This window comes from Flavobacterium macacae, from assembly GCF_003865365.1.
GTDB classification, from domain to species: domain Bacteria; phylum Bacteroidota; class Bacteroidia; order Flavobacteriales; family Flavobacteriaceae; genus Flavobacterium; species Flavobacterium macacae.
The window spans coordinates 309,161-333,503 of the sequence record NZ_RQVR01000001.1 but is presented as its reverse complement, the minus strand read 5'-3'; the positions used below and the strand labels follow the sequence as shown (position 1 = coordinate 333,503).

Genomic DNA, 24,343 nt, shown 5'->3' with positions numbered 1-24,343 from the left:
AAGGCTTTCCTTTGGTTTGTTTGGTTGGTTAGGTTTGGACTATTATTGTTTTGTAACAGTAGTCGTTGTTTTTGTTGCTTGCACGGCTGGTTGTCCTGGCGTTGCAACTTGACTTGGTGTTGCTGGTTTAGTAGTTGTTTTTGTCTCTACTTTTTTGTCTCCGTTTGCTTCAACTTTTGCCTCTGTCGTTTTTGTAACTTGAGTTTGAGTCGCTGGATTTACAGTTGTCGTAGTTGTTGTTTCTTTCGTTGCTTTCGTCGCTTTTTTTGGTGTTTCTTGTGCAAATGTTACAACTCCTGTTAACATTAATGCGCTTAAGATTAAATTTTTCATAGCAATATTTTTTTGTATTAATTTCTTTTCCAGTTAACTAAAGCAATAGCAGTGCCATTAAAATAAAAGGACGTTGGTATGAAATGGTTTACCATCTAAAAAAGAGAAGAACCACAGTAGAATAAGTGCTTGGCAATGTATCTGAAGTAAATTCTATACGAATCAATGTATAAAGGATAAATTCAAAATATGGGGAATTATGTGGATAGTAGTGTGGAAGTTTTATTAAAATTACGAGGAATAATTACTTTAATGCCAATTTTTGCGTTCTAATCTTGGCATAATTTTTACTAGTACTGATTTTAAGGAGCTTTAGAGCTGTCTCAATCGTGCAATAAAAATATATTTGTAACTTTACAACTTTATAAATTTTAATATGAAAGCATTAAAAACATTGGCTTTGCTGTTTTTTATTTTCTTAGGAACGCAACAAACTTTTGCGCAAAAATACCGTTTTAAGACCTCAAGCTATAGCGTGATGGAAAAAGGCGCCAAAGGAAAATGGGGAAAATGGTCTGACTTTAAAGACACGAACCTGATTATAACTTTAGACGGAGATAAAAACCGAATCGTGGTCAATTCGCAACAAACGCAATTGTACAACATTGAAGTTTATGGAACCACGATTGAAAATGAAACTGACAAAACGATGACTTTTAATTGCGTAGATAATGCCGGAGACCGTTGTATTATTGAAGTAATTACAAGAAAAAATCAAGACGATCGCATTCAGTTTTATATCAATTATCCTGATTTGAAGATTGTTTACAATATTTATCCGTAATTATTTTGGCTGAAAAAAAAATACATACCTATCCAAAAACGGAGAAATTAAAAAGCAAAACCACGATTGACCTGATGTTTCGCGAAGGAAAATCAGTATCCAAATATCCGTTGCGGTTGGTGTATGCCAAAAGCACTTTTGGAGAAAATCCAGAGTTTAAAATGGGCGTTTCGGTTTCCAAAAAATATTTCAAAAAAGCCGTGGATCGCAATTATTTCAAAAGAGTTTTGCGAGAAACCTATCGCTTGAACAAACAAGTTTTACGAGAAAATCTGATAGAACCGTATTCGTTTATGCTTTTGTACCAAACCAAAGACCGACTTTCTTACGAAGAAATAAACCAAAAAACGATCGAACTTTTTGAGAAGTTTCACCTTCAAATAAAGCCTAAAGAGGAACAATAGTTTGTATTTAAATCTGTTATACTAAAAATGAAAGAAATTTCGTTAGAAGTTAAAACAGACTTACTTATGAAAAAAATCCTCCCCTTTTTAGTTTTAGTTTTTTTCTTTTCTTGTAAAGAATTTCCAGAACAAGAAAATGAAGAAGTAGTTCACATGTCTTTGAAGGCTCCAATGGAAATAGTTGAGGCATCTTCAGAAGAAGCATTACCAAGGCCTGAAAGTCCAAAGTATCATGATTCTGGAGTTTATGACCCAAATACAGAAGTGGCAATTGAGCAAAAAATCATTAAAAACGCGACTTTAAGATTTGAAACTTCTGATTTAGAGAAAACCAGAACGCAAATCCAAAAAGCGATTTTTGAAAACAAAACCAGCATTCAGCGCGAAAATGAAGGAAAAGAAGGTTCTTCGATTTTTAAAAGAATAACAATTAGAGTTCCTAATCAGAATTTTGAAAAACTTATATCCTCAATCGGAAAAGGAGTTTCTTATTTTGATGAAAAAGAAATTTCTTCTCAAGATGTTACGGCCGAATTTATTGATACTGAAGCGCGTTTAAAAACCAAGAGAACACTTGAAGCATGTTATCTCGAACTATTGAATAAAGCCGGAAAGGTTTCTGAAATGTTAGAAATCGAACAAAAACTTTCTGAAATTAGGGAGGAAATTGAATCAAAAGAAGGACAGTTGAAATACATGCAACGCCAGGTTTCAATGAGTTCGGTATATGTAGAATTTTACAAAATAAATCCTTCGGAAAGTGGCGTGACACAATCCTTTTGAAGCAAAATGGGAAATGCTTTGGAAAGAGGATTTCTCGGGCTTTCAAGTTTATTCTTATGGTTCTTAGAAGTTTGGCCTTTTATTATTATTTTAGTGGCCTTGTTTTTCCTAATCCGTAGAAGATTAAAAAGAAAAAAAGCATAAAAAATATGTACGCATTTTTAAAAAAGAGATATATTCTTCCGGTTGTTGCTGGCGGATTATTTTATGTCGGAGCCAGTTTCAAAGATGATTTTTTTGAGATTGCCAAGCAAATTGAAATCTTCACGACGATGTTTAAAACCGTGAATATGAACTATGTCGACGAAACAAATCCGGGCGATCTGATGGACAAAGCCATTAAGAATATGCTGATGGAATTGGATCCGTACACCGTTTATTTTAACGAGCAAGACGTGGTCAAATTCAAAATCAACAGTACTGGCGAATACACCGGAATTGGCGCTATGATTTCTAGAAAAGGAGGCAAATTGATCATCACCGAGCCGTATAAAAATTATCCTGCTGACAAAGCGGGGTTAAAAGCGGGCGATGAAATCATCCAGATTGGCGACATTATGCTTTCAGATTTCAAAGAAGACGCGTCGACGCTTTTGAAAGGAGCAAAAAATGCAAAAATCGACATCAAGTACATCCGTCAAGGAAAAACCAATACCACGACTTTGACTTTGGAAGAAGTAGATGTGAAAGCGGTTCCGTTTTTCTCAAAAGTAGATGATAAAACCGGATACATTGTGCTCTCTCAGTTCAATGCTAAAGCATCGTCTGAAACCAAAACGGCGCTGGAAAAATTAAAAAGCGAAGGGGCTGAAAGAATTATTTTAGATTTAAGGGGAAATCCGGGTGGACTTTTAGGCGAAGCCGTAAATATCTGCAACCTTTTTGTGCCTGCTGGAGAATCAATTGTTACCACAAAATCGCATATTGCAAAACATAATAATACCTATCGAACTACAAAAACGCCTGTAGATACTGAAATTCCGCTGGTTATTTTGGTTGACGGAAAAAGTGCTTCGGCTTCAGAAATTGTAGCAGGTGCTTTGCAAGATTTAGATCGCGCCGTGGTGGTTGGTGCCAGAAGTTTTGGAAAAGGTTTGGTACAGCGTCCAATTGATTTGACCTATGGAACGCAAGTGAAAGTCACGATTTCACGTTATTACACGCCTTCAGGAAGATGCATCCAGGCTTTGGATTACTTGCATAAAGACAAAGACGGAAAAGCCGTCAGGACCGACGCCAAGAATTACAACGCTTTTAAAACTCGAAAAGGAAGAACGGTTTATGACGGAGGCGGAATTCAGCCAGATGTAGAATTGTCTGAAGCAAAATTGAGCGCCATCACAGAATCACTACTTAAAAACGACGGAATTTTTAACTACGTTACTAAATATTATTACAAAAATCCTTCGCTAGGCGACAAGATCCCAACGATTACAGATACCGATTATGCCGATTTCAAGAAATTTTTGAAAGACGAAAAATTCTCTTTTGATACCGAAACGGAAGTGGCCTTGGCCAAAACTTTAGAAGCCGCCAAAAAAGAAAAGATCGATGAAGATATAAAAGGTGAAGTACAGCAATTGCTGACTGCTTTACAAAAAAGTGACGATACGCAATTGAACAAACACCAAGCTGAAATTAAAGACCTGATTTTAGATGAAATCATCCGAAGATACCAGTATAAAGAAGGCTTGTACCAATATTACACTAAAAACAATTCTGAAATAAAAAAGGCTGTGGCACTTTTGGCAAATCCTTCAGAATATAATAAAATTCTGTTGAAATAATGTTCCGATTGATAAAAATACTGCCCCTTTTTATTTTCGGAATGCTTTCGGCTCAAGAAGAAGTCGTGCATTCTGTTTATTTTGAGACTGCAAAATTTGGCATTTCTGATGCAAAAGTGGAAGAAATCACAAAGTTCGTTACTGAAGTTGATTCTGCCAGAATTGAATCGATCAGCATTTATGGGTATTGCGATGACCGTGGGAAAGAAGACTATAACTTTAAATTGTCGAACAATCGCGCCGATGCCGTGAAAGATAAAATCGTGGAAAGCGGTGTAAAAAGTAAAATCATTGTGACCATTGAAGGCCGTGGAAGGGTTTTGATTGAAGACGATATTGACAATCTATCGGAGGTTCGCTCTAAAAATCGCCGTGTGGATATTGTGATGAACTTCAAAGAAATTCCGATTGAAAAGTTAGAACTTCCGGGAGTTTACAGCGATGTTCGCAAGACGCACGTTATTGGCGACCGCATTTATTTAGAAAAAATTCTGTTCGAAAAAGGGAGCAGCAAGCTGACCTTAAAATCCAAAATCGAATTGGACCGAATGGCAAGGGCGCTGCACCGTTATAAAAATTTAGAATTCGAAATTCAAGGACACGTTTGCTGCACGCCGCCGTTCCATAAAGAAGCGATTGACAAGCATACCAAAAAACGAAAATTGTCTGTAAATAGAGCTGAAGCCGTTTATAAATACCTGGTTTTCAAAAAAATTGATAAAAAGAGAATGACTTTTAAAGGATATGGAAATACCCAGCCGATGGGAAATGGAGCCGATTTAGACCGAAGGGTGGAATTGGTCATTACCAAAATTTAAAGCAAAAAGAAATCCGCAAGTCAAATCGATTTGCGGGTTTCTTTTTATTTTTTCATCTCAATATGCGGAATGCCATCTTCCAGATATTCTTCGCTGGTTTGCTTAAAGCCGTGGCTTTCATAAAATTTCTTTAAATACAATTGTGCTGAAATCGTAATTTGGCTTTCCCCATAATTAACACGGATGGATTCAATTGCCTCGCGGATTAAATCGTGTCCCCATCTTTTATCACGAAAAGTTTCCTTTACAATCACTCTCCCGATTGAGGCTTGGTCAAAATAATCTCCTGATTTGAACAAACGGCAATAAGCCACGGTTTGCCCATCCAATTCGCCAATAACGTGCAGGGCTTTCTCGTCCTTGCCGTCGATATCTTGATAGACGCAATTCTGCTCAACCACAAAGACCTCACTACGCAATTGTAACACTAAATATAGCTCAGGTAAAGATAGCGCCTCAAAAGGCTTAATTTTAAATATTAATGGCATTTAATTATTTTAAGAATGTGATAGTTTTGATAATGGAACTTAATTCGTGCATAATATCACGCTGTGGTGCCGAGGGAGCATAACAAAATCCTTCGATAACGATGATTCGTTTGTTTTTGTCATCAATAATGGAATAATTGATAAAAGGCCCGGCCATCGTGTCGTTCTTCAATTCCCAGTTTCCTTTGGTTTGGTAGCCCTTTTTCCCGCCAAGCATAATATTCTGAAGGTAGGGAGAAAAGGAATCTTCGGTCACCATCTGAGAATTTTCAGTCGTTCCGCGGATGTACAGTCCTCCAATAGAATCACGCATCCTAACAATATGCGTGATGGCATGATCGTCGTGCTTGATGCAGTGCAGTGGAATTTCATAAATCAAAATACTTGAATTGCCACTTTGGATTTCTTTTTTCAGCCAAACAAACTTGTCTTTTTCAAGCACTTTTTTAAATGTCTTCGGAACGGAAAGCGTAATCTTGAATTTGTTTTCAATAAATTTTGTGTCTAAAACTGATTTTTGTATTGCCTTTTGGCTTTCTTCTGTTTCGGTTTGTTTTATCAAAGCAATAATATTGGGCGCATTTTTTTCTAAATGGCCCAATATTATTGCCGTTGTATTTCCAGAAATGCGCACCAGATTTTGAGGCACCGCATATTGGTTCTCAGTAATATCAAACAAATTTTTAGATTCTTTTTTGATGTAAATGACGTTTCTGCTCTTTGCCATTTGGCCTTCAAAAGCTTGAACCGGATATTGGTTTATGGTAAAAAGCGGTTCTTCAACCGAAAGTCCGTCAACGGGCGTTGCGAATTTTTTTCGGATGGAGTCCCCTATTTCACCAATCCAAAGTTTATCATCAATAAAAACAGAAATAGAATTACGATCCCCGAGAGAGATTTTCTCAGAAACATCGTCTTCTTTTTGATTGCAGGAAAAGGATATAATTGCTAAAAATAAGAGCAAAAGCTTTTTCATCAGTAGATTTTTTCAAATGGAAAAGCTAAAACCCAAGGAGATTATCCTTGGATTTTAAGCTTCATTCCAGGTTTGATATTTTCATTGCTAATATCATTCCATTCTTTGATATTTTCAACAGTAACCCCTGATTTTTTAGCAATGCTGAAAAGCGAGTCGCCTTTTTTCACTAGGTATTGCCTAACGCTTGACGCAGTTGCAATTTGCTGTTCTGCCTTTTCAGCCTTAGTTTCGATTGGAGCATTTTCGCCCCTAATCAATTTTAATTTGCTTCCAAAAAGAACTTTTGATTCCTCAAGGTTGTTCCATTCTTTAATTTGTTCCACCGTTACGCCATATTTTTTAGCGATGGTTCCCAAATTATCTCCTTTTTCAACTATATAATATTCTGAATCTTTTGGAGTGTCGTTTTCTGGAATTATAAATTCTTTCTTTGCCGTTTTTTCGTTAGAAGCAATTGCAGTTTCAGGAGCTTCTTTTTTGATTACTTTTGGAGCTTTCTTTACAACAGTTGTTGCAACTCTTTCGCTCGTTACAATTTTCAATTTAGAGCCCAGCATCACATTGTTATTTCTTAAGCCATTCCACTTTTTAACTTCAGCTATGGAAACACCATATTTTAAAGAAATTTCGCCAATGTTATCACCTTTTTTAACCGTATGGTATTTTGTTTTCGAAACTAATCTGCTTCCATTTACCACTTCTTTTTCATCTGAAGAAGCAATGGCTGTTTGTGTAGGTGCCGTAACGGTTGTTTTTCTTGTAAAGTAAGGCCTTTCTCTTTTGTCATCTTCAATTTGAGCATACGCATAAATCTTATCTTCATTTGAAGTATACATTGCCACTTTGTCCATTGGCAGTCTCAAATAGTAGTTTTCTCCTTTTACATTTGGAACTACGTCTAATTTATAAGCTGGATTTAAAAGCTTGATTTGAGATTCAGGAATATCTAACAAATCAGAAATTTGTTTGAAAGTCATTTCTCTTTTTACCGCAACGGTATCCGTAGCAACATAACTGATAGCTGCTCTTCTTGGCTCAATACCATGTTCTTTATGATATTCATAAATGTACATTGTGGCCAAGAAAGCTGGTACGTAACCTGCCGTTTCCTTTGGAAGATGTTTTCTGATATTCCAATAATTTTGCTGACCGCCTGAGCGTCTGATTGCTTTTGAAACATTTCCTGGACCCGCGTTGTAAGAAGCCAAAACCAAGTCCCAGTCACCAAAAATTTTGTACATATTTGACAAATATTGGCATGCGGCTTCCGTTGCTTTCAACGGATCGCTTCTTTCGTCAACATAAGAAGAAACATCTAATTTGTATTGTTTTCCAGTGGCAAACATAAACTGCCAAAGTCCCGTGGCGCCTACTCTAGATTTTGCGTGCGGATTCAAAGCAGATTCCACAACTGCCAGATATTTTATTTCTAAAGGAACATCATATTTTGCAAGAGCCGCTTCAAACATTGGAAAGTAATATTCTGAAATGGCCATCAATCTTTCATACGATTTCTTTCTGTTTTTCAGATATGATTTGATAATGTTTTCCAATCCTTCGTTGTATTCAATATTGAAAGGCGATTTGGCATCCATTTCTTTCAATCTAGCTTTCAGCAAGTCAGTTGACAAGTCATAATCCACTTTTACATCAGGATCCACATTGACCAAATCATTTTGCATTTCTGCATAAAGCTCTTGATTTGTCAGCTCTTTCATCCATTCTTGATCCACGCAGTTGGCAATTTCGTGATGTACGAAAGTACTTTTTATAGAATCTAAAACAGATAATTTTGGGGTAACTTGTGCTGTTGGGTTTTCTTGCGGCAGACTATCCTGGGCAAGAACATTTAAGGAAAAAAAAGGTACTAAAAGAAGTGCTATTTTTGTTTTATTCATAATCGAAAATTAATAACTAATTATATTTCAAATAATTATGCGTATTTGCAAACTTAACGGTTTATAACTTAGTTTTAAAAGTTTTAGTATATAAATTTTGTATTTTAACGTAAAATAGCATCGATTCCTGGCAATGATTTGCCTTCTAACATTTCAAGCATTGCCCCGCCACCAGTGGAAACATAGCTCATTTTATCTTCCAATCCGAATTGTTTTACCGCTGCAACAGAATCACCTCCTCCAACAAGTGAAAAAGCGCCTTTTTCGGTAGCTTCTGCAATAAATTCTCCAAGAGCGATCGTTCCTTTTGCGAAATTTTCCATCTCAAAAACACCCAACGGACCGTTCCATAAAATGGTTTTGGATTCTAAAATTACTTTCTTGAAACGCTCTAAAGATTCCGGGCCTGCATCAAGACCTTGCCATCCATCATGAATTTCGTTTACGTTAACGATTTGTGTTTCGGCATCATTTGAAAAAGCATTGGCAGCAATAACATCTACCGGAATGTGAATTTGAACATTTTTTGCTTTTGCTTTTTCAAGAATTTCCAAAGCCAAGTCCATTTTATCGTCTTCACAAATTGAATTTCCAATTTTTCCGCCTTGCGCTTTGATGAATGTAAAGGTCATGCCGCCGCCGATGATCAAGTGATCCACTTTGTCTAAAATATTTTCAATAACCGTGATTTTTGAAGAAACTTTTGAACCTCCTAAAACTGCCGTTACCGGTTTTTCAGAATCCTTCAAAACTTTATTCAAGCTTTCAATTTCTTTAGCTAAAAGTGTACCGAAGCATTTGTCATTTGGGAAAAACTGGGCAATAATGGTTGTTGAAGCGTGTGCTCTGTGTGCTGTTCCAAAAGCGTCATTTACATAAACGTCACCAAGTGAAGCTAATTTTTTTGCAAAATCAACATCGCCCGCTTCTTCTTCCGCATAAAAACGAAGGTTTTCTAAAAGCAAAATTTCGCCTGGCTGTAAGTTCTTCGCCGCTTCTTCAGCAACAGAACCAATGCAATCTTCTGCGAATTTCACTTCTTTTCCAAGAACTTCAGAAGTCTTGGTCAAAATATGTTTCAATGAATATTTCTCTTCTTTCCCTTTCGGCCTTCCAAGGTGTGACATTAAAATCACGCTACCGCCGTCAGCAAGAATTTTATCAATGGTTGGCTTTGCCGCTTCAATTCGGGTTGCATCCGTTACTTTGAAATTTTCGTCTAATGGCACGTTAAAATCTACTCTGATTAATGCTTTTTTAGTGTTGAAATTGAAGTCGTTCAAAGTTTTCATTGGGTCTATTTTTTTATGTTTTACTATTTTGTGGAAGGACAAATATAGTTTTTTTCAGCTAAAGTAATAATCATAATTCGTTGGAATTCGACTGTCTATAATTACGAAAACGATTGAGTCATGAAAAATTTATAATCCTTTTATGAATTAATCTCTGAAATAGCGTCCTACAATTATGGTATCTCTATTTTTAGTTCAATCTTAAAGCGATACGTTGTCTTTTGCAACTCAAATACTTTTTATCCTATATTTGTCCCATGCAATTTTCAGAAATATTAGGACAGGATCATATTAAAAGCCACCTTACAAAAAGTGCTGATCTAGGCAGAATTCCGCATGCACAATTGTTTGTCGGGCCAGAAGGTTCGGGAACATTGGCCATGGCACTCGCCTATTCTCAATATGTGTTGTGTAAAAATTTTGGAGGAGAAAACTCGGGCGAAAATGAAGCCTGCAACATCAAATTCAAGAATATTTCGCACCCTGATTTGCATTTTATTTATCCAACCGTTTCTACCGAAGATGTAAAAACCAAACCAAAAAGCCTTGATTTCTTGGCCGATTGGCGCGAATTTATTTTGAAAAATACTTACGGAGGCTTATTCGATTGGTACAAACAGCTGGGCGTTCAAAACAAACAAGGATTGATTCGCGTGGAAGATGCGCAGGAGGTTTTAAAATCTTTGGCACTGAAATCTTTTGAAGGCGGTTATAAGATTATGATCGTTTGGATGGCTGACAAGATGAATATCGAAGCATCAAACAAGCTTTTGAAAATCCTCGAAGAACCGCCAGAAAAAACACTTTTCATCTTGATTTCTGACGACGAAGAATCGATTATCCAAACGATTCGTTCGCGTTGCCAAGTCTTGCATTTCAACGGAATTCCAGAAGAAATTATAGCAGAAGCTTTGGTCTCCCGTGAAAATATGGATCCTCGCGAAGCCAAAAAATTAGCCCATCAATCACAGGGAAATTTCAGCAAGGCCTTGCATTTACTGTATGAAGACAGCGAAGAACAGCCGTTTGAAGAATGGTTTGTTCTTTGGGTCCGCGCTGCGTTTCGTGCCAAGGGAAATGCGTCGGCAATCAATGATTTAATTGCTTGGAGCGAACAGATTGCTGGTTTGGGACGTGAAGCGCAAAAGAAATTTTTGCATTTTTGTATCGAAATGTTCCGCCAGGCGTTATTGCTTAACTATCAATCTTCAAGCTTGGTGTATATGGAACCAAAAGTGGAAAAGTTCAAGCTCGAAAATTTTGCGCCATTTGTCAACGGAAACAACATCCAAGATATATTCAAAGAACTTTCAGAAGCCGTTTACCACATTGAAAGAAACGGAAACGCAAAGATTATACTTACCGATTTATCCATTAAATTAACCCGATTAATTCACAAAAAATAACAGTATGAACAATCCTGCAACACTTTTAATTTTGGTATTTTTAGCGCTAACTTTTTTACAATCAGGTTATGACAAAATCATCGATTGGCAAGGAAACGTGGGCTGGCTGAAAGGACACTTCGAAAAAACGTTTATCAAAAATCAAGTTCCGGCGTCACTGATGCTGATTCTGGTTCTAGAAATTATCGCTGGCGTTTTATGTATTTCTGGATTTATACAATTGCTTTTAAACGGTTCAAATCTTTTGGCTTTTTACGGATTAATCCTATCGTGCATCACGCTTTTGTTTTTGCTTTTCGGACAAAGAATCGCTAAAGATTATGACGGCGCCAGAACGATCGTGATTTATTTTATTCCTGCCGTTTTAGGATTGTATTTTATGCAGTAAATTTTACTTTTTAAAAATAAGAAACCGGACGTATTTCAGTTGAATTACGTCTGGTTTTCTCTTTATGGAAATTTAAACTTTTAAACTCGCTTTGTAAAATTTCAATTCGTCCCAAGTAAATTGATCTCCGTATTTTTCTTTCAAAGGTGTCAGCGATTCTTCTTCATAACCTTTGAAAATCAACGCAATTTCTCTAATTCTTTCGTCTGGTAAAACATCGGCAATACTGACTTTTTCTGCTTCAATCAATTTGGCGATATGTCCGGCGATGGTTTGATTCGTCAGCTTTCTGATTTCGGCAATTTCTTTGATCGTATTTTTGTCTAGCCAAAGTTCATAGGTTTCTTCCACCGTTGATTTCTTGGGTTCTTTCTTTTCTTTTTTCTTCGGAAGATAGCGTTCTGTCTCGTACTCTTCTTCGACCAAAGTGGCATTTGTCTTTTTAAATTCGGCTTTGATAAACTCTAACTTCTTGAATTTATAAGATTTAATTTCTTGAGAATCTAAATTTTCTTTGCAGATTTCTTTATCCGAAGCCACGATTTCGATTAGCAATTTGGCCTTCATCAGTCGCAAAATAGCTTTGGTATGCATTTCTTCCAAAGCATACAATTCCTGGAAAAACTGCTTTGCTTTTTTCACGCGCTTTACTTCTTCCAATTTCCAGAGGATTTCAAATTCCATTCCGTCCATTGGTTTTAAGAAATAATCGTAAGCCGCGTTAATTCGTTCCAAAATAAATTGGATATTAAATTCTTCAGCATAAAACAAACTGTCAAGCTGGCGCATAAATTTTGAAGCCGGTTCAACTAACTTTTCAATGATTTCCGCTTGGCGTTTGGCCCAAATTCGATGTTTTGATTTTTCTGATTTCTCCGCATCTTCGTTGTAGCTGTATTGGTGGTTGCGCCATTCTTGAGATAAGTTTGCCCAATCGAAGCTGTTTCTCAAATAGTTATGGATAAATCGCTGGGTTTCTTTTTGCAATGACTGTGACAGCAAGTCTTCCGAAGCTTTGTTATTCGAATAAGTCATCACATCTTGATCGTTAGAAATGCCATTCATTTGCAACGGAGAAAGCAAAATAAGCCCGTTTAACGAACGAAGTCTAGAAAGAGCGACGTACGCCTGCCCCGGCATAAAAACCTGCGAAACATCAATCGCCGCTTTGTCAAAAGTCAAACCTTGGCTTTTGTGGACGGTTATCGCCCACGCCAATTTCAGCGGATAATGCGTAAAAGTTCCTAAATTTTCTTCTTCAACTTCTTTTGTATTTGGATCAATGAAATACCTAATGTTCTTCCATTCATAACGTTCGACTTCAATAGTTTTGTTTTCTTCTGGAAAGTTTACCAAAATTTCGCGTTCAGAAAGCGACTTGATGATGCCCATTTTTCCGTTGAAATAATTTTTTTCGGGAGAAATGTCATTTTTGACAAACATCACCTGTGCTCCTATTTTCAATTGCAGCGAGTGTTCCACGGGAAAAATTTTCTCCGGAAAATCGCCCACAATTTCAGGCTGGTACGTAACTAATTTCCCATCCAAATCTTGCAAAGCTTGCGCATTCATCGAATCTGCTTTGTGATTGTGGGTTGTCAATGTGATGTAACCTTTGTTTTTCTTTAGGTCGAAATCTGGTTTTACAAATTCGTTCAGGCTTTTGATGTCTTCGGCATCGATTCTGTTGTTGCGCAGATTGTTAAGGATATTGATAAAACGATCATCCGTCTGGCGGAATATTTTTGAAAGTTCGATGTAAAGTGGCGGATATTGCTGGATGACGTGCGAATGAAAAAAGAATTTTCCGTTGTAATATTTTCGCAACGTGTCCCATTCTTCATTGCGAATGACGGGTGGCAACTGCAATAAATCGCCGATGAATAAAACCTGCACGCCACCAAAAGGCTGGTCGTTTTTTTTACGTATGCTTCTCATTGTGAAATCGATAGCGTCAAGAAGATCGGCGCGAAGCATGCTGACTTCGTCAATGATCAGCAATTCCATATTTTGAATGACTGCTTTTTTAATGGCATTCATTCTGAAATGGCGGACTAACGTGCTTTTTGTTTCGAATTTTACGGTGTCTGAAAATTGTGCTTCGCTCTGAAAATCAGGAATAAATCCGGCAAAAGGAAGCTGGAACATCGAGTGGACGGTGACGCCGCCGGCATTCAACGCGGCGATGCCTGTGGGTGCGACCACAACGGTGTTTTTGTGTGTGGATTGTATGATTTCACGCAGTAAAGTGGTTTTACCGGTTCCTGCTTTTCCGGTTAGAAAAATGGAACGCTGGGTTTGGTTGATGAACTTTAAGGTGTAAGAGGCTGCTTGTGAAATTTCTTGCATTTGGCTTTTATTTTTTCGCAAGTTAGAAAAATTTGAAACATTAAAGAATTAAGGTTCTTTAAGTTTTACACAAAAATAGGGAATGTAAAATGTTTGGATTGCTCGGCTTGCGGTACTTTAAACGCTACGTCAGCAAAAGGTTTTTTTAAGATTTGAGGGTATGGGCAAACTGCGCCAATAGCCACGATTGAAGCGGAAAGCCCGCAATTTAAAAATCTATTTATTGCTGGCGCAAAACAGCGACCAACGGAAGCTCGTTTTGTGGCTTGCAAAAAAAGATTTTTAAATGAGGACTTATAGTGAAAAGCGGGATTGGCTTCAAAAAAAAATGCCTTCACTTGGAAGGCATTCGATTATTATTTTTTAGCTTCTTCTTTCGGTTTAGCTTCTTCTTTTTCTTCTGTTTTGACAGGAGCTTTGTACTTGTCGTTTAATTCTTTTACGATTTTTTCAGTGATGTCTAAACCGTCTTTTGCGTAAAGAACTGTTGCGGCGTCGCCTGTTCCATAAATGTAAGTGTACCCGTTTTTCTTACCGTATTCTTTGATGTAATTTCTAACTTTAGTTACGATAGAATCTCTTTCAATTGCGCCTTCTTGTTGCAATTGTTGTCCCATTGCTTGTTGTGCGTATTGCAACTGCTGTTCTTTTTTCTGCAATTCAGCTCCTTTTCTTTGTGCCCATTCCTGGCCGTTTGCTTGTGCATTTCTTTGGAAATTTTGAGCTTCTTCTTGGAATTTTTTGATTTCTAATTCTAATTCTCTTCCTATTACTTCGCCTTTGTCTTTAAATTTCGCTTGAAGGTCTTTTGATTCTGTGTATTCGTCCATTAATTTAACGGTGTCAACATACGCAGTTTTTTCAGTTGCTGAAGTTGCTTCTTGTTTGTTGCAAGAAATTAATGTAATTGCGATTGCAAACGCTACTATAGATTTTTTCATTCTAAAATTCTTTGATTTTTAATTTGGCTCAAAAATAGGAAAAATAATTTATAAATGGAGAAAGTGTTAATTTTCGGCCTTTTTTTAATATATAAAGTTTACTTATCGAATCAAAAATTAGCATAAGCTAAAGCTATTAAAACCGGATTCAAATAAAGCGTTTTAAAGAACGTTTTAAAAATATCCATGTCTTTTTACATTTGATTCAATAATATTTAAATAGCGTAGTTTATTTTAATTTTTAGCGTTTTTCAGCACATAAATATGAGAAGAATGCTCTAAACTCTTCTTTGCTTTTAAGTTTGACTTTAATCCGATTGAAAAAGCTTTAATGTAATTCATTTTTCCGGTTTTGTATTTTTCAGAAAGCAGGCTTACATAAAAAGAGTCAAATTTCATCGGAAGCACTTTTTGCAATTCTAAGTTTTCAGCTAAAAATAATTTCTGGATTGCCGTTTTTGAAAAATGCCAAAGGTGTCTTGGTACGTCATACGCCGCCCAAAATTCTTGGTAATAATCAGCATCAAACGATTTGAAATTGGGAACCGCTATAATTATTGAACCATTCGGTTTCAGCAATCGTTTTAAATCTTTTATTTGATTCTCTAAATTAGGAACGTGTTCTAAAACATGCCACATCGTAATCACATCAAAAGAATGATCTTCAAATTCAGAAAGATTAGATTTCAGCTCCACTCCTTTTTGATGCGCAATGGCTTTTGCTTTTTCACTTGGTTCAATTCCGACGGCATTCCAGCCATTTTGTTTTGCAACTAAAAGAAAATCTCCGGTACCGGCACCGATATCAAGCAAATTTCCTTTCGATTTTTGCAAGTCATTAATTAATAAAAGTTTATTTTTTAAAGCAATATTTTTAATAAAATGATACGCTTTTTCAAATACAGAACGCTTTCCGTCGGTATGTGAAATATAATCTTCGCTTTCATAATAACTACCCAGAGTATTTTTATCTGGTTGCGGAGACGTAATTAACATGTCTAAATTTCCATCATAGAGCAATTCAAAAGTTTCTTTTGAAACGGAATTGTCTTTAACGGTAAGAAAATTTGTGAGGTTTTTTGAAATCATTATTTAATCTTGATGTATTCGTCTTTTAAGTTTTTTAAGTAAACCGTTACTACATTTTGGAGCATCGATTTGTCTGAAAGGCAATCTTCATTGAATTCATTAATCACTGAAATGGCAATAAATTTGGATTGTCCGCCTACAATATTTGTTAAATTTTCTTGATTAACGGCTGCGAAATTTGAATATCCAAAGTATTTATCGAATTCTGAATTTTCATAAATGATCAATTTGTATTTGCTTCCATTGATTGTAATCCAGAATTCTCTTGATAGTAAATTATTCAGTTTGAATTTTAGAGCTAAAAATTGTTCAAACGGAAGATTGGTTACGTTATTTTCGAATATGAAAGCATTCAAAGGTTTTGTACCTATAATTTCTTTACCGTTTTCTGAAATGTAATAATCGTCAATCTGGTAGCCTGTTCTTGAGACAGCGCAACTTCCAAAAACAAAAGAAATAAAATAAATCAAGAAGATCCCTTTGACCATACGGTTTTGAACAAAACGTTTCACGTGAAACATATTTAATTATTTAGAGTATTCAAGTTTCAATTCTTTTAAATAATTGACAACCAAATTTTGATAAATCGAGTTATTTTTCAGACAGTCGTTTCCAACTCTATCCATAACAGAAATGGAAATATATGATTTTTGGTTCCCTTCTTTTAAAATTTCTTTTTCTGAATTTTTAAAAATGTAATCTTCAAAAGAAATCATTTTTTCAGTTTCCGTCTTATCCAAAACAGAAATGACGAATTTTTCACCTTGGATTTTTACCGTAAAATTTCGATTTTCATTCTGCATATTAAGCTTTATCTTAAGGAAGTTTTGGAAAGAGTTTTTCACTCTTTTATCCTCAAACATAAAAATCGCAAGACTTTCCTTCTTAAGTTCTTTTGAGGCTGTAGCATTTAAAATATGATAATCCGCTATACTAGAGATTGACTTAACTGGAAAACAAGATATAGAAACAAAAATTATCAAAAGAATCGAGAAGATCCCTTTGATAATGCGCTGTTGAATCATTCGTTCCACGTGAAACATTATCTTCCCATGTGAATTAGTAATACCGAAATATCACTTGGAGAAACCCCGCTAATTCGGGACGCTTGAGACAAAGTTACCGGACAAATCTTTTTAAACTTCTCTTTTGCTTCATGTGACAATGATTTTATTTTATCATAATCAAAAGAATCTGGGATTTTTACATCTTCCAACCGCGTCAATTTATCCGCGTTGTTTCGTTCTTTTTCGATGTAGCCAGAATATTTAACTTGAATTTCGGCTTGTTCTAGAACCTCCTGATCATAGTTGTTTTCTTCTACGTATTTAGCCACTTTATCAAACTTCATCATATCGTTCAGGTCAATTTGCGGACGAGAAAACACCTTGAACATTTTATCAGGCTGGTTGATTGCTGCAGAACCTTTCTCTTCTAAAATCGGATTTGTTTCTGCAACTGTAACACTTGTTTCTTTGAAAAAAGAAACCATAGATTCAGAATCTTTAAGCTTTTTTTCCATTCGGCGCAAACGCGCTTCTGAAGCAAGGCCAATTTCGTGCGACATAGGTGTTAGCCTAAAATCTGCATTATCTTGCCTTAAAAGTGTTCTGTATTCCGCTCGAGACGTAAACATTCTGTATGGCTCTTCTGTGCCTTTTGTAATTAAATCATCAATTAAAACGCCAATATAAGCCTCATCTCTTTTTAAAATTAATGGCTCTTTTTCGTGCACTTTTAAATGCGCATTGATTCCGGCCATTAAACCTTGAGAAGCCGCTTCTTCATAACCTGTCGTTCCGTTAATTTGTCCAGCGAAGTACAAACCTTCCACAAGTTTAGTTTCTAACGTATGTTTTAATTGTGTTGGTGGGAAATAATCGTATTCAATAGCATAACCAGGACGGAAGAATTTGACTTTTTCAAAACCAACAACAGAACGAAGCGCTTTAAACTGAACTTCTTCAGGAAGCGAAGTTGAGAATCCATTAACATACACTTCGCATGTATTCCATCCTTCTGGCTCCACAAACAATTGGTGTCTGTCTTTGTCTGCAAAACGGTTGATTTTATCTTCAATCGATGGACAATATCTTGGTCCGAGCGACTGAATCCTTCCATTAAACATTGGCGAACGATCAAAACCTTCACGCAACAAATCGTGCACTTGCAGCGACGTGTAGGTCATGTGACATGACTTTTGGACAGACAAAGGTTTGGTGATATCAGAATATGAAAACTTACTTGGATTTACATCTCCGGGCTGTTCTTCCATTTTTGAATAATCCAAGGAACGGCCATCCACACGCGGGGGCGTTCCTGTTTTCATTCTTCCAGCAATAAATCCAGCACGAACTAGATCTTCTGTAATTCCGTACGCCGCACTTTCTCCAGCTCTACCTCCGCCGAATTGTTTTTCTCCAATATGGATCAATCCATTCAAGAAAGTTCCATTGGTCAAGACAACTGATTTCGACCTGATTTCAACGCCAAGCGAAGTTCTGATTCCTGCGATTTTTCCGTTTTCAATAATCAATCCTTTAACCATTTCTTGGTAAAAATCAAGATTCGGAGTTCCTTCCAGCATCATTCTCCACTCTTCTGCAAAACGCATTCTGTCGCTTTGAACACGGGGTGACCACATGGCAGGTCCTTTTGATTTGTTGAGCATCTTGAACTGGATTGCCGTCCTGTCAGAAACAATTCCGGAGTAACCGCCCAAAGCGTCAATCTCCCGCACAATCTGTCCTTTTGCAATTCCACCCATCGCAGGATTGCAAGACATTTGCGCGATGTTCTGTAAACTCATTGTCACCAATAAAGTTTTAGAACCTAAATTCGCCGCTGCCGCGGCGGCTTCTGAGCCAGCGTGGCCGGCTCCAACAACAATTACATCGTATGTATCTTGAAACATTTTATTTTCCTTTCAACTTCTGAATAAACAGAAATTTAATTTTGTTCCACGTGGAACGTTAATCGAAATTTGTACTTTTAAAAAAGAACTTTAAGCTATTGTTTCACGTGGAACATTGCCATTTTCTCTTCTTCCTTTTGACGCATTTTAAGCTCGTCATCTTCTGATTTATCTTTGTAACCTGCATAATGAAGAATACCATGAACCAACACTCTTTTCAATTCTTCATCAAAAGTTACTTCATAATCTTTAGCGTTATCAGCAACCCTTTCTACAGAAACAAAAATATCTCCGTGCAACTCATTCCCTATTGAATAATCAAAACTTATGATATCTGTTAAGGTGTCGTGGTCTAAATATTCAACGTTAATCTTGTGAAGATATTCATCGTCACAAAATACATAATTGATATCCCCTTCCTTTTTTGACTCTGATAAAATCACTTGTGAAAGCCAATTTGAAATGGCGGTTTCGTCTGATAATTCAAAGTCGGTTTCGTAATTAAAACTAATCATCTTTTCTAAAATATTCTTGAACCTTCTGGTTATAATTCGGGCGCAAAGGTAGTGTTTGTCTGTTTAATATTTCTATGCTGTTTAAATATTGCTTTAATGCAGGCGAAACAGCATTCGTTTGATTATTAAAATCCTTTTTATTTGTTTGCGATTGGCGTTTGTTTTCTTCGCCTTGTTCTTGAATGGCATTATCTAATTTCAATAATTCGTGCTTTAAATTCAGCATCTTTTGAAGCGTTTCATTTTTAAAACCCTTGTTCAGCAAATCCTTTTCAATCTGTTTCATTTGGTTCAAAGCGTTCTGACCGTTGCCACCCATTCCTTCTTTTTCTAACGCTTTTTGCAATGCTTCGCGAAGACGAACTTGTTCTTTGTAAATTTCTAAAACTTTGCCAGCATCACCTTCTCCATCTTCACCGCCTTCTCCTTGTTGGCCTCCGCCTTTTCCGTCTTTTGGCTTTCCATCTTTACCAGATTTTCCGTCTTTTCCTTCGCCTTCTTTTTCTCCTGGTTTGTCGCCTTTCTTCATTCCGTCTTTCATCTTCTCTCCAAGACCTTGTTGCTTTTGGATAATATCGGGCAGTTGCATTCCTTGGCCTTGGCCTGGTTTTGGTTTGCCTGAACCCATTCCTTGCATTTGCATCTGCATCTGCATACCGTTCAGAATCTCGCTCAAAAAGTCTGCCAATTTATTCGAAGAAGCAACCGCATATTGCTGGTGCGAAACTCCTTTTGACACTTGGGCTTCTGCTAAAGTTTCTAACGATTTGTCAATATTGTAATGCACGTTTCCAATTTCTGTTGTAATGTTTTCTCCCAATTTTGGATTACGCAATGACATCGCAAACAGACTGTCGTCAACGTGCTTGAATTGTAACTTCAAATCTTGCTGTAACTTCAAGTTTTTATTGAATGAAAGCGAACCTTTTTTAATTCCTCTAAACTGTTTCAGTAAGTCTTCTTGAGAAAAAGAATACGCCAATAAATTGTCCAGAATTTGGCGAAGCATTTTCACATCTTCTTCGAGTTGTTCCATCTCGCCTCCTTCCATCGCTTCCATCATTGCACCGCTCATTTTCTTCATTTTTTGAGAAGCGCTTTTCTGTTTCGGCTTAGCTTTATCTTTTTTGTCCTTCTGTAATTCGTCAGAAGCTTTCTTTAAATCTTCGTCAATACTTTTCTCGGTTTGTTCGTCTTTCGGAATATCCATTGGAGCTTTCAATTCTTTATTGTCTTTCTCTAATTGGTCTAATTCCTCATGAATCTTATCAAACTCTTTGTTGATTTCATTTTGCTTTTCTGTGGAATTTTCCTTTTCATTTTCAGCCAACTTATCTTGCTTTTCAGAAAGCTTGTCTAATTTATCGGCTAATTGTTCCGCTTTCTTTTCTACGTAATATTTCTTCGTAAGTTCTACTAATTGTTCCAAATTCTTAGTTTGGTTTTTAGAACTTTGCTTGAACTTATCAATCTTTTCAAAAAGTTCTTCTTCTTTCAATTTCTCTGAAAGCTTTTTTAATTCGTCCAAAAGCTTTTCATTTTTTTCAATTTCTTTTTCTGCTTTCTGCAAGCGATCTTTCAATTCTTCCTTAAATTCATCTTTTTTATCGGTCTTGAATTTATCTAAATTGTCTTCCATTTTTTTAGAAAACTCCTTCATCATTTGCTCCTGCTGTTTTTGTCTTTGGATAAAATTATTGACTTTTTGCTGGTCTTTAAATTCAAGGTTGGTCTTCTCTTTTCCTAACTTTTGAAGCTTGTCAATTTCTGACAATTGCTTGTCTTTGTTTTTTATGGAATTTTCTAAACTCTTGATGTTGTCATTTTGCTGTTGCAAATTCTGTTCTTCCTTTTCTTCCACAGTTGCCATTCTATCTGCAAAAACAGAAGACTTTGTTGATTTGAAATTATGCAACGCATCGTTGTCAAAAACCTCAAAATAATATTCATAAGAAACGCCTTCTTCAATCGGAAGATTTCCGGGAAAAGAAAATATGAATTGATCAAAAACATCCTTTTTCACAGGCAAAGCCATTTTCTTGGCTTCATTATTTTTGTTCTTTGGATAAAAAACAATTTGCAATTTTGACAAACCGTTATCATCAGAAACTTGTCCGACAACAACGTTTTGATTCAACTTCAAACTATCTGGAGCGTTGTTCACAGCAATCGTCGGGAACTGATCTTTGATAATTGAAATCTGGTAATTCAGTTTTTCATAATGTTTGACATTCGCATTTGAAGTCAAAATTTCGTATTCTGTGTTCTGATTGATGCTTTTTGAGATTTTAAATGTATTTTCATCCGAAGAAAAAGGCGTAATTATTTTTAAATCAGACCATTCCACCGATTTAGTTGCCAAAGTGGTGACTTTCCAAGTGACTTTTGTGCCTTCGGGAACAATTGCGTTTCCAGAACCTTGAATTGTTTCTGATTTTTTATTCAAATACGAAGGAAAATTCAAAACCATTTCAAAATTGGCAATCGTCGGAACTGCGACAACGGCCAATTCAAAATCTTTTGTGGTGACTTCATTTGATTCAATATGGAAGTTTACATTTTTAGTCGGCTTCGAAAATTTGTATTCAAAAACTCCTGGCTTTGTGCTTTCCATAAAATAACTTTCGCCATCGATAAAAATCAACGCGTTTTCAGGAACCACTTTTCCTTGTGATTTTACTTGCAACACAAAATCATTTCCTTGTTCGGTTTGCAACGACGGATTTGTCACGACAAAAGCAAACGGAGCCGGTGGCGAAAAACGTTCGTTGTAGCGCACTACTCTATTGAAACTTTGGGTAATCACATCGCTGTTTCCAGAAATCATAAAAAAGGCAAAAAACAAAATCGGGATAATTGCCCACGGAAGGTATTTTACATTTCCTTTAAAATTAATGGCGTTGCCAAAAGGAATCGGGTTTAAGGTTTGTGCTTTTTGATCAATCGAAGCCAACAATAATTCAGATTGATTGGTATCGTTTGATAATTGCAGAAAATTCTTCAACTTGTCGTTTACTTCTGAAAAATGGTTTCCGATGATATTCGAAGCTTCTTCGTAATTGATTCCTTTTTGAAGCTTGAACAATTTGAACAAAGGAAATAAGATAAATCGGAACAAAAGGAATAGTTCCACGATGATAAATGTCCAAAATAAAATGGTTCTTCCCATTGGTTTCAGCCAAAGGAAATATTCCAAGAACAGCGTAAAAAGCAAGTACAGCAATCCTAAACCTATGAAGAAAATTAATCCTTTGAGGAGTTCATTGGTGTAAAACTTCTTGATGAAAGCTTCTAATTTGTCGTATATCAATGCTTTATTTTCCAAAATTATGCGTGGTTTCTTTATAACCGTTAAAAGTAGTAATTATTGTTTCAGTATCCAAGAGCTGATTTTGAAGAGAATAGACGAAAGAAGAAGGATAAAAGACGTGATCTGAAAAACTATTTTCTCTTGTCTCTTGCTTCTTACTTTGTATCTTTGCATCAAAATTTATATAAAATGTCTAAACCAATTCGCGTTCGTTTTGCACCAAGTCCGACTGGACCTTTGCATATTGGTGGCGTAAGAACTGCCCTATTCAATTATCTATTTGCTAAAAAGCACGGCGGTGTTTTTTATCTTCGTATTGAAGATACTGACCAAAATCGTTTTGTTCCTGGCGCTGAAGAATATATTTTAGAAGCCTTGGAATGGTTGGGAATTTCTCCGGATGAGACCGTTGGAAAGAATGAAAAATTTGGTCCTTACCGTCAAAGCGAGAGAAAAGAATTGTATAAAGAATATGCTGACCAGTTGATCAATTCGGGTTGGGCGTATTATGCATTTGATTCTGCAGAAGATTTGGATAAATTGCGCAAAAGCGACGAAGAAAACGGAAAAACATTTATTTACAATCACAGCAATCGCGAGCAATTGGATAACTCTTTAACGAATTCTGCTGAAAAAACGGCACAAAGAATTTTAGCTGGAGAAGACTACGTAATTCGTTTTAAAACTCCGGTTGATGAAATTTTGCAATTAAAAGATATCATTCGTGGCGACGTGAAATTTGATACGAATCTTTTAGACGATAAAGTTTTGTATAAAAGCGACGGAATGCCGACCTATCACTTGGCGAACATTGTGGATGATCATTTGATGGAAACATCGCACGTGATTCGTGGTGAAGAATGGCTTCCATCAATGCCATTGCACGTTTTGTTGTACAGAGCTTTTAATTGGGAAGCGCCAGAATTTGCACATCTGCCACTGATTTTAAAACCTGTTGGGAACGGAAAATTATCGAAAAGAGACGGAGACAAACTTGGATTTCCTGTATTTCCTTTAGAATGGAAAACTGCTGAAGGCGTTTCTTCTGGATATAGAGAAAAAGGATTTTTGCCAGAAGCGGTTATCAACTTCTTGGCATTATTAGGTTGGAGTTCAGGAACCGATCAAGAATTGTTTACGCTTGACGAATTGGTAAACGTTTTCGATTTAGGAAGAGTTAACAAAGCCGGAGCAAAATTCGACCCCGAGAAAAATAAATGGTTCAATAACCAATATTTCCAGAGAGCTGACAACGAAGTTTTGGCTAAGGAACTTTCACATACGTTATTAGAAAAAGGAATCAACCGACCAATTGAAACGGTTACAGAAATTGTTCGTTTGGTAAAAGAACGTGCGACATTTGCTTCTGAGCTTTGGGATTTGTCTGATTTCTTTTTTATGGCGCCAACATCTTATGATGAAAAAGCGACCAAAAACTGGAAACCAGAAACGGCTGAATTGATGACAAAACTGATTGACGTTTTAGAAAACACTGTAGATTTTTCTACCGAAAATGTGGAAAACACGGTTAAAACTTGGATGACAGAAAATGAAATCGGGATGGGAAAAATTATGCAACCGCTTCGATTGAGTTTGGTCGGATCATTGAAAGGCCCTCACCTATATGACATTATCAGCATCATCGGAAAAGATGAAACGATTGCCAGAATCAATAAAGCGATTGAAACTTTGAAATAAAAACATTTTTGTCATTTTACGAAAAAAGTATTCTTAGGAAAGAAAAACATACGAAGATTCCTCTTTCGTCAGAATGACAAGATTTTAGAAATATATTACCAAGCCTTTCTTTTGAGAGGCTTTTTTTATATCTTAACCGAATTAACTTTTAAACACTCTGTTATGGA

At 36.3% G+C, this 24,343-nt stretch carries 21 protein-coding genes; 8 read left to right on the top strand and 13 right to left on the bottom strand.

What is annotated here, in order from left to right; translation table 11 throughout:
- Positions 1 to 42: 42 nt before the first annotated feature.
- The gene (locus tag EG849_RS01575) at positions 43 to 333 is read right to left on the bottom strand and encodes a hypothetical protein (protein WP_125011329.1); all 291 of its coding nucleotides are present in this window, start codon (positions 331 to 333) and stop codon (positions 43 to 45) included.
- 376 nt (positions 334 to 709) lie between these two features.
- Here EG849_RS01575 and EG849_RS01570 point away from each other — a divergent pair, with 376 nt between their 5' ends.
- From EG849_RS01570 to EG849_RS01550, 5 genes are all read left to right on the top strand, one after another.
- On the top strand, positions 710 to 1,117 hold the full coding sequence (locus EG849_RS01570) for a hypothetical protein (protein WP_125011328.1): 408 nt from the start codon (positions 710 to 712) through the stop codon (positions 1,115 to 1,117).
- 5 nt (positions 1,118 to 1,122) lie between these two features.
- Positions 1,123 to 1,521, top strand: a complete 399-nt coding sequence (gene rnpA / locus EG849_RS01565) for a ribonuclease P protein component (protein WP_262679031.1) — start codon at positions 1,123 to 1,125, stop codon at positions 1,519 to 1,521.
- Positions 1,522 to 1,587: 66 nt separating this feature from the next.
- Positions 1,588 to 2,304: a DUF4349 domain-containing protein gene (locus tag EG849_RS01560; RefSeq protein ID WP_158611907.1), complete on the top strand. Its 717-nt coding sequence runs from the start codon at positions 1,588 to 1,590 to the stop codon at positions 2,302 to 2,304.
- 149 nt (positions 2,305 to 2,453) lie between these two features.
- Positions 2,454 to 4,091 carry a S41 family peptidase gene (locus EG849_RS01555; RefSeq protein ID WP_125011326.1) on the top strand — a complete coding sequence of 546 codons (1,638 nt, stop codon included), beginning with the start codon at positions 2,454 to 2,456 and terminating at the stop codon, positions 4,089 to 4,091.
- Positions 4,091 to 4,909, top strand: coding sequence for an OmpA family protein (locus EG849_RS01550; protein ID WP_125011325.1), 819 nt, complete (start codon positions 4,091 to 4,093; stop codon positions 4,907 to 4,909). Before EG849_RS01555 ends, EG849_RS01550 begins: the two co-directional genes overlap by 1 nt.
- Before the next feature lie 44 nt (positions 4,910 to 4,953).
- Here the strand turns inward: EG849_RS01550 and EG849_RS01545 are convergent, their stop codons facing one another.
- The 4 genes from EG849_RS01545 to EG849_RS01530 form a co-directional block, all read right to left on the bottom strand.
- Positions 4,954 to 5,397 (bottom strand): GNAT family N-acetyltransferase, encoded by a 444-nt coding sequence (locus EG849_RS01545; protein ID WP_125011324.1) that lies wholly within the window; start codon positions 5,395 to 5,397, stop codon positions 4,954 to 4,956.
- 4 nt (positions 5,398 to 5,401) lie between these two features.
- The gene (locus EG849_RS01540) at positions 5,402 to 6,373 is read right to left on the bottom strand and encodes a DUF4837 family protein (RefSeq protein ID WP_125011323.1); all 972 of its coding nucleotides are present in this window, start codon (positions 6,371 to 6,373) and stop codon (positions 5,402 to 5,404) included.
- Positions 6,374 to 6,414: 41 nt separating this feature from the next.
- Positions 6,415 to 8,274, bottom strand: coding sequence for a LysM peptidoglycan-binding domain-containing protein (locus EG849_RS01535; protein ID WP_125011322.1), 1,860 nt, complete (start codon positions 8,272 to 8,274; stop codon positions 6,415 to 6,417).
- A gap of 104 nt (positions 8,275 to 8,378) precedes the next feature.
- Positions 8,379 to 9,566, bottom strand: a complete 1,188-nt coding sequence (locus tag EG849_RS01530) for a phosphoglycerate kinase (RefSeq protein WP_125011321.1) — start codon at positions 9,564 to 9,566, stop codon at positions 8,379 to 8,381.
- A gap of 257 nt (positions 9,567 to 9,823) precedes the next feature.
- Here EG849_RS01530 and EG849_RS01525 point away from each other — a divergent pair, with 257 nt between their 5' ends.
- Positions 9,824 to 10,972 carry a DNA polymerase III subunit gene (locus EG849_RS01525; protein WP_125011320.1) on the top strand — a complete coding sequence of 383 codons (1,149 nt, stop codon included), beginning with the start codon at positions 9,824 to 9,826 and terminating at the stop codon, positions 10,970 to 10,972.
- Positions 10,973 to 10,976: 4 nt separating this feature from the next.
- Positions 10,977 to 11,360, top strand: a complete 384-nt coding sequence (locus EG849_RS01520) for a DoxX family membrane protein (RefSeq protein WP_125011319.1) — start codon at positions 10,977 to 10,979, stop codon at positions 11,358 to 11,360.
- 72 nt (positions 11,361 to 11,432) lie between these two features.
- Here EG849_RS01520 and EG849_RS01515 read toward each other — a convergent pair whose 3' ends face one another.
- The 8 genes from EG849_RS01515 to EG849_RS01480 all read right to left on the bottom strand — a co-directional run bounded on the left by EG849_RS01515 (position 11,433) and on the right by EG849_RS01480 (position 22,493).
- Complete coding sequence (locus EG849_RS01515) at positions 11,433 to 13,709, bottom strand: helix-turn-helix domain-containing protein (protein WP_125011318.1); 2,277 nt, start codon at positions 13,707 to 13,709, stop codon at positions 11,433 to 11,435.
- Between the two features lie 356 nt (positions 13,710 to 14,065).
- Positions 14,066 to 14,650 (bottom strand): OmpH family outer membrane protein, encoded by a 585-nt coding sequence (locus EG849_RS01510; protein WP_125011317.1) that lies wholly within the window; start codon positions 14,648 to 14,650, stop codon positions 14,066 to 14,068.
- 234 nt (positions 14,651 to 14,884) lie between these two features.
- On the bottom strand, positions 14,885 to 15,739 hold the full coding sequence (locus EG849_RS01505) for a class I SAM-dependent methyltransferase (RefSeq protein ID WP_125011316.1): 855 nt from the start codon (positions 15,737 to 15,739) through the stop codon (positions 14,885 to 14,887).
- Positions 15,739 to 16,260: a hypothetical protein gene (locus EG849_RS01500; protein WP_125011315.1), complete on the bottom strand. Its 522-nt coding sequence runs from the start codon at positions 16,258 to 16,260 to the stop codon at positions 15,739 to 15,741. Before EG849_RS01500 ends, EG849_RS01505 begins: the two co-directional genes overlap by 1 nt.
- A gap of 6 nt (positions 16,261 to 16,266) precedes the next feature.
- Positions 16,267 to 16,542, bottom strand: coding sequence for a hypothetical protein (locus tag EG849_RS01495; RefSeq protein WP_125011314.1), 276 nt, complete (start codon positions 16,540 to 16,542; stop codon positions 16,267 to 16,269).
- A gap of 239 nt (positions 16,543 to 16,781) precedes the next feature.
- Positions 16,782 to 18,653 carry a tRNA uridine-5-carboxymethylaminomethyl(34) synthesis enzyme MnmG gene (gene mnmG, locus EG849_RS01490; RefSeq protein ID WP_125011313.1) on the bottom strand — a complete coding sequence of 624 codons (1,872 nt, stop codon included), beginning with the start codon at positions 18,651 to 18,653 and terminating at the stop codon, positions 16,782 to 16,784.
- Positions 18,654 to 18,748: 95 nt separating this feature from the next.
- Positions 18,749 to 19,168 (bottom strand): rRNA maturation RNase YbeY, encoded by a 420-nt coding sequence (gene ybeY / locus EG849_RS01485; protein WP_125011312.1) that lies wholly within the window; start codon positions 19,166 to 19,168, stop codon positions 18,749 to 18,751.
- Positions 19,161 to 22,493, bottom strand: coding sequence for a DUF4175 family protein (locus tag EG849_RS01480; protein WP_125011311.1), 3,333 nt, complete (start codon positions 22,491 to 22,493; stop codon positions 19,161 to 19,163). Before EG849_RS01480 ends, ybeY begins: the two co-directional genes overlap by 8 nt.
- A gap of 174 nt (positions 22,494 to 22,667) precedes the next feature.
- On the opposite strand from EG849_RS01480, the gene gltX reads away from it, so the two are divergent.
- The gene (gltX, locus tag EG849_RS01475; protein WP_125011310.1) at positions 22,668 to 24,176 is read left to right on the top strand and encodes a glutamate--tRNA ligase; all 1,509 of its coding nucleotides are present in this window, start codon (positions 22,668 to 22,670) and stop codon (positions 24,174 to 24,176) included.
- The last annotated feature ends 167 nt before the right edge of the window (positions 24,177 to 24,343 follow it).

Coding starts and splice junctions, on each gene's coding strand:
- mnmG (WP_125011313.1), bottom strand. CDS start 18,653: ATGTTTCAAGATACATACGATGTAATTGTTGTTGGAGCCGGCCACGCT.
- EG849_RS01535 (WP_125011322.1), bottom strand. CDS start 8,274: ATGAATAAAACAAAAATAGCACTTCTTTTAGTACCTTTTTTTTCCTTA.
- EG849_RS01575 (WP_125011329.1), bottom strand. CDS start 333: ATGAAAAATTTAATCTTAAGCGCATTAATGTTAACAGGAGTTGTAACA.
- EG849_RS01550 (WP_125011325.1), top strand. CDS start 4,091: ATGTTCCGATTGATAAAAATACTGCCCCTTTTTATTTTCGGAATGCTT.
- EG849_RS01515 (WP_125011318.1), bottom strand. CDS start 13,709: ATGCAAGAAATTTCACAAGCAGCCTCTTACACCTTAAAGTTCATCAAC.
- EG849_RS01525 (WP_125011320.1), top strand. CDS start 9,824: ATGCAATTTTCAGAAATATTAGGACAGGATCATATTAAAAGCCACCTT.
- gltX (WP_125011310.1), top strand. CDS start 22,668: ATGTCTAAACCAATTCGCGTTCGTTTTGCACCAAGTCCGACTGGACCT.
- EG849_RS01545 (WP_125011324.1), bottom strand. CDS start 5,397: ATGCCATTAATATTTAAAATTAAGCCTTTTGAGGCGCTATCTTTACCT.
- EG849_RS01540 (WP_125011323.1), bottom strand. CDS start 6,373: ATGAAAAAGCTTTTGCTCTTATTTTTAGCAATTATATCCTTTTCCTGC.
- EG849_RS01505 (WP_125011316.1), bottom strand. CDS start 15,739: ATGATTTCAAAAAACCTCACAAATTTTCTTACCGTTAAAGACAATTCC.
- EG849_RS01495 (WP_125011314.1), bottom strand. CDS start 16,542: ATGCAGAATGAAAATCGAAATTTTACGGTAAAAATCCAAGGTGAAAAA.
- EG849_RS01530 (WP_125011321.1), bottom strand. CDS start 9,566: ATGAAAACTTTGAACGACTTCAATTTCAACACTAAAAAAGCATTAATC.
- EG849_RS01555 (WP_125011326.1), top strand. CDS start 2,454: ATGTACGCATTTTTAAAAAAGAGATATATTCTTCCGGTTGTTGCTGGC.
- ybeY (WP_125011312.1), bottom strand. CDS start 19,168: ATGATTAGTTTTAATTACGAAACCGACTTTGAATTATCAGACGAAACC.
- EG849_RS01500 (WP_125011315.1), bottom strand. CDS start 16,260: ATGTTTCACGTGAAACGTTTTGTTCAAAACCGTATGGTCAAAGGGATC.
- EG849_RS01510 (WP_125011317.1), bottom strand. CDS start 14,650: ATGAAAAAATCTATAGTAGCGTTTGCAATCGCAATTACATTAATTTCT.
- EG849_RS01520 (WP_125011319.1), top strand. CDS start 10,977: ATGAACAATCCTGCAACACTTTTAATTTTGGTATTTTTAGCGCTAACT.
- EG849_RS01560 (WP_158611907.1), top strand. CDS start 1,588: ATGAAAAAAATCCTCCCCTTTTTAGTTTTAGTTTTTTTCTTTTCTTGT.
- EG849_RS01570 (WP_125011328.1), top strand. CDS start 710: ATGAAAGCATTAAAAACATTGGCTTTGCTGTTTTTTATTTTCTTAGGA.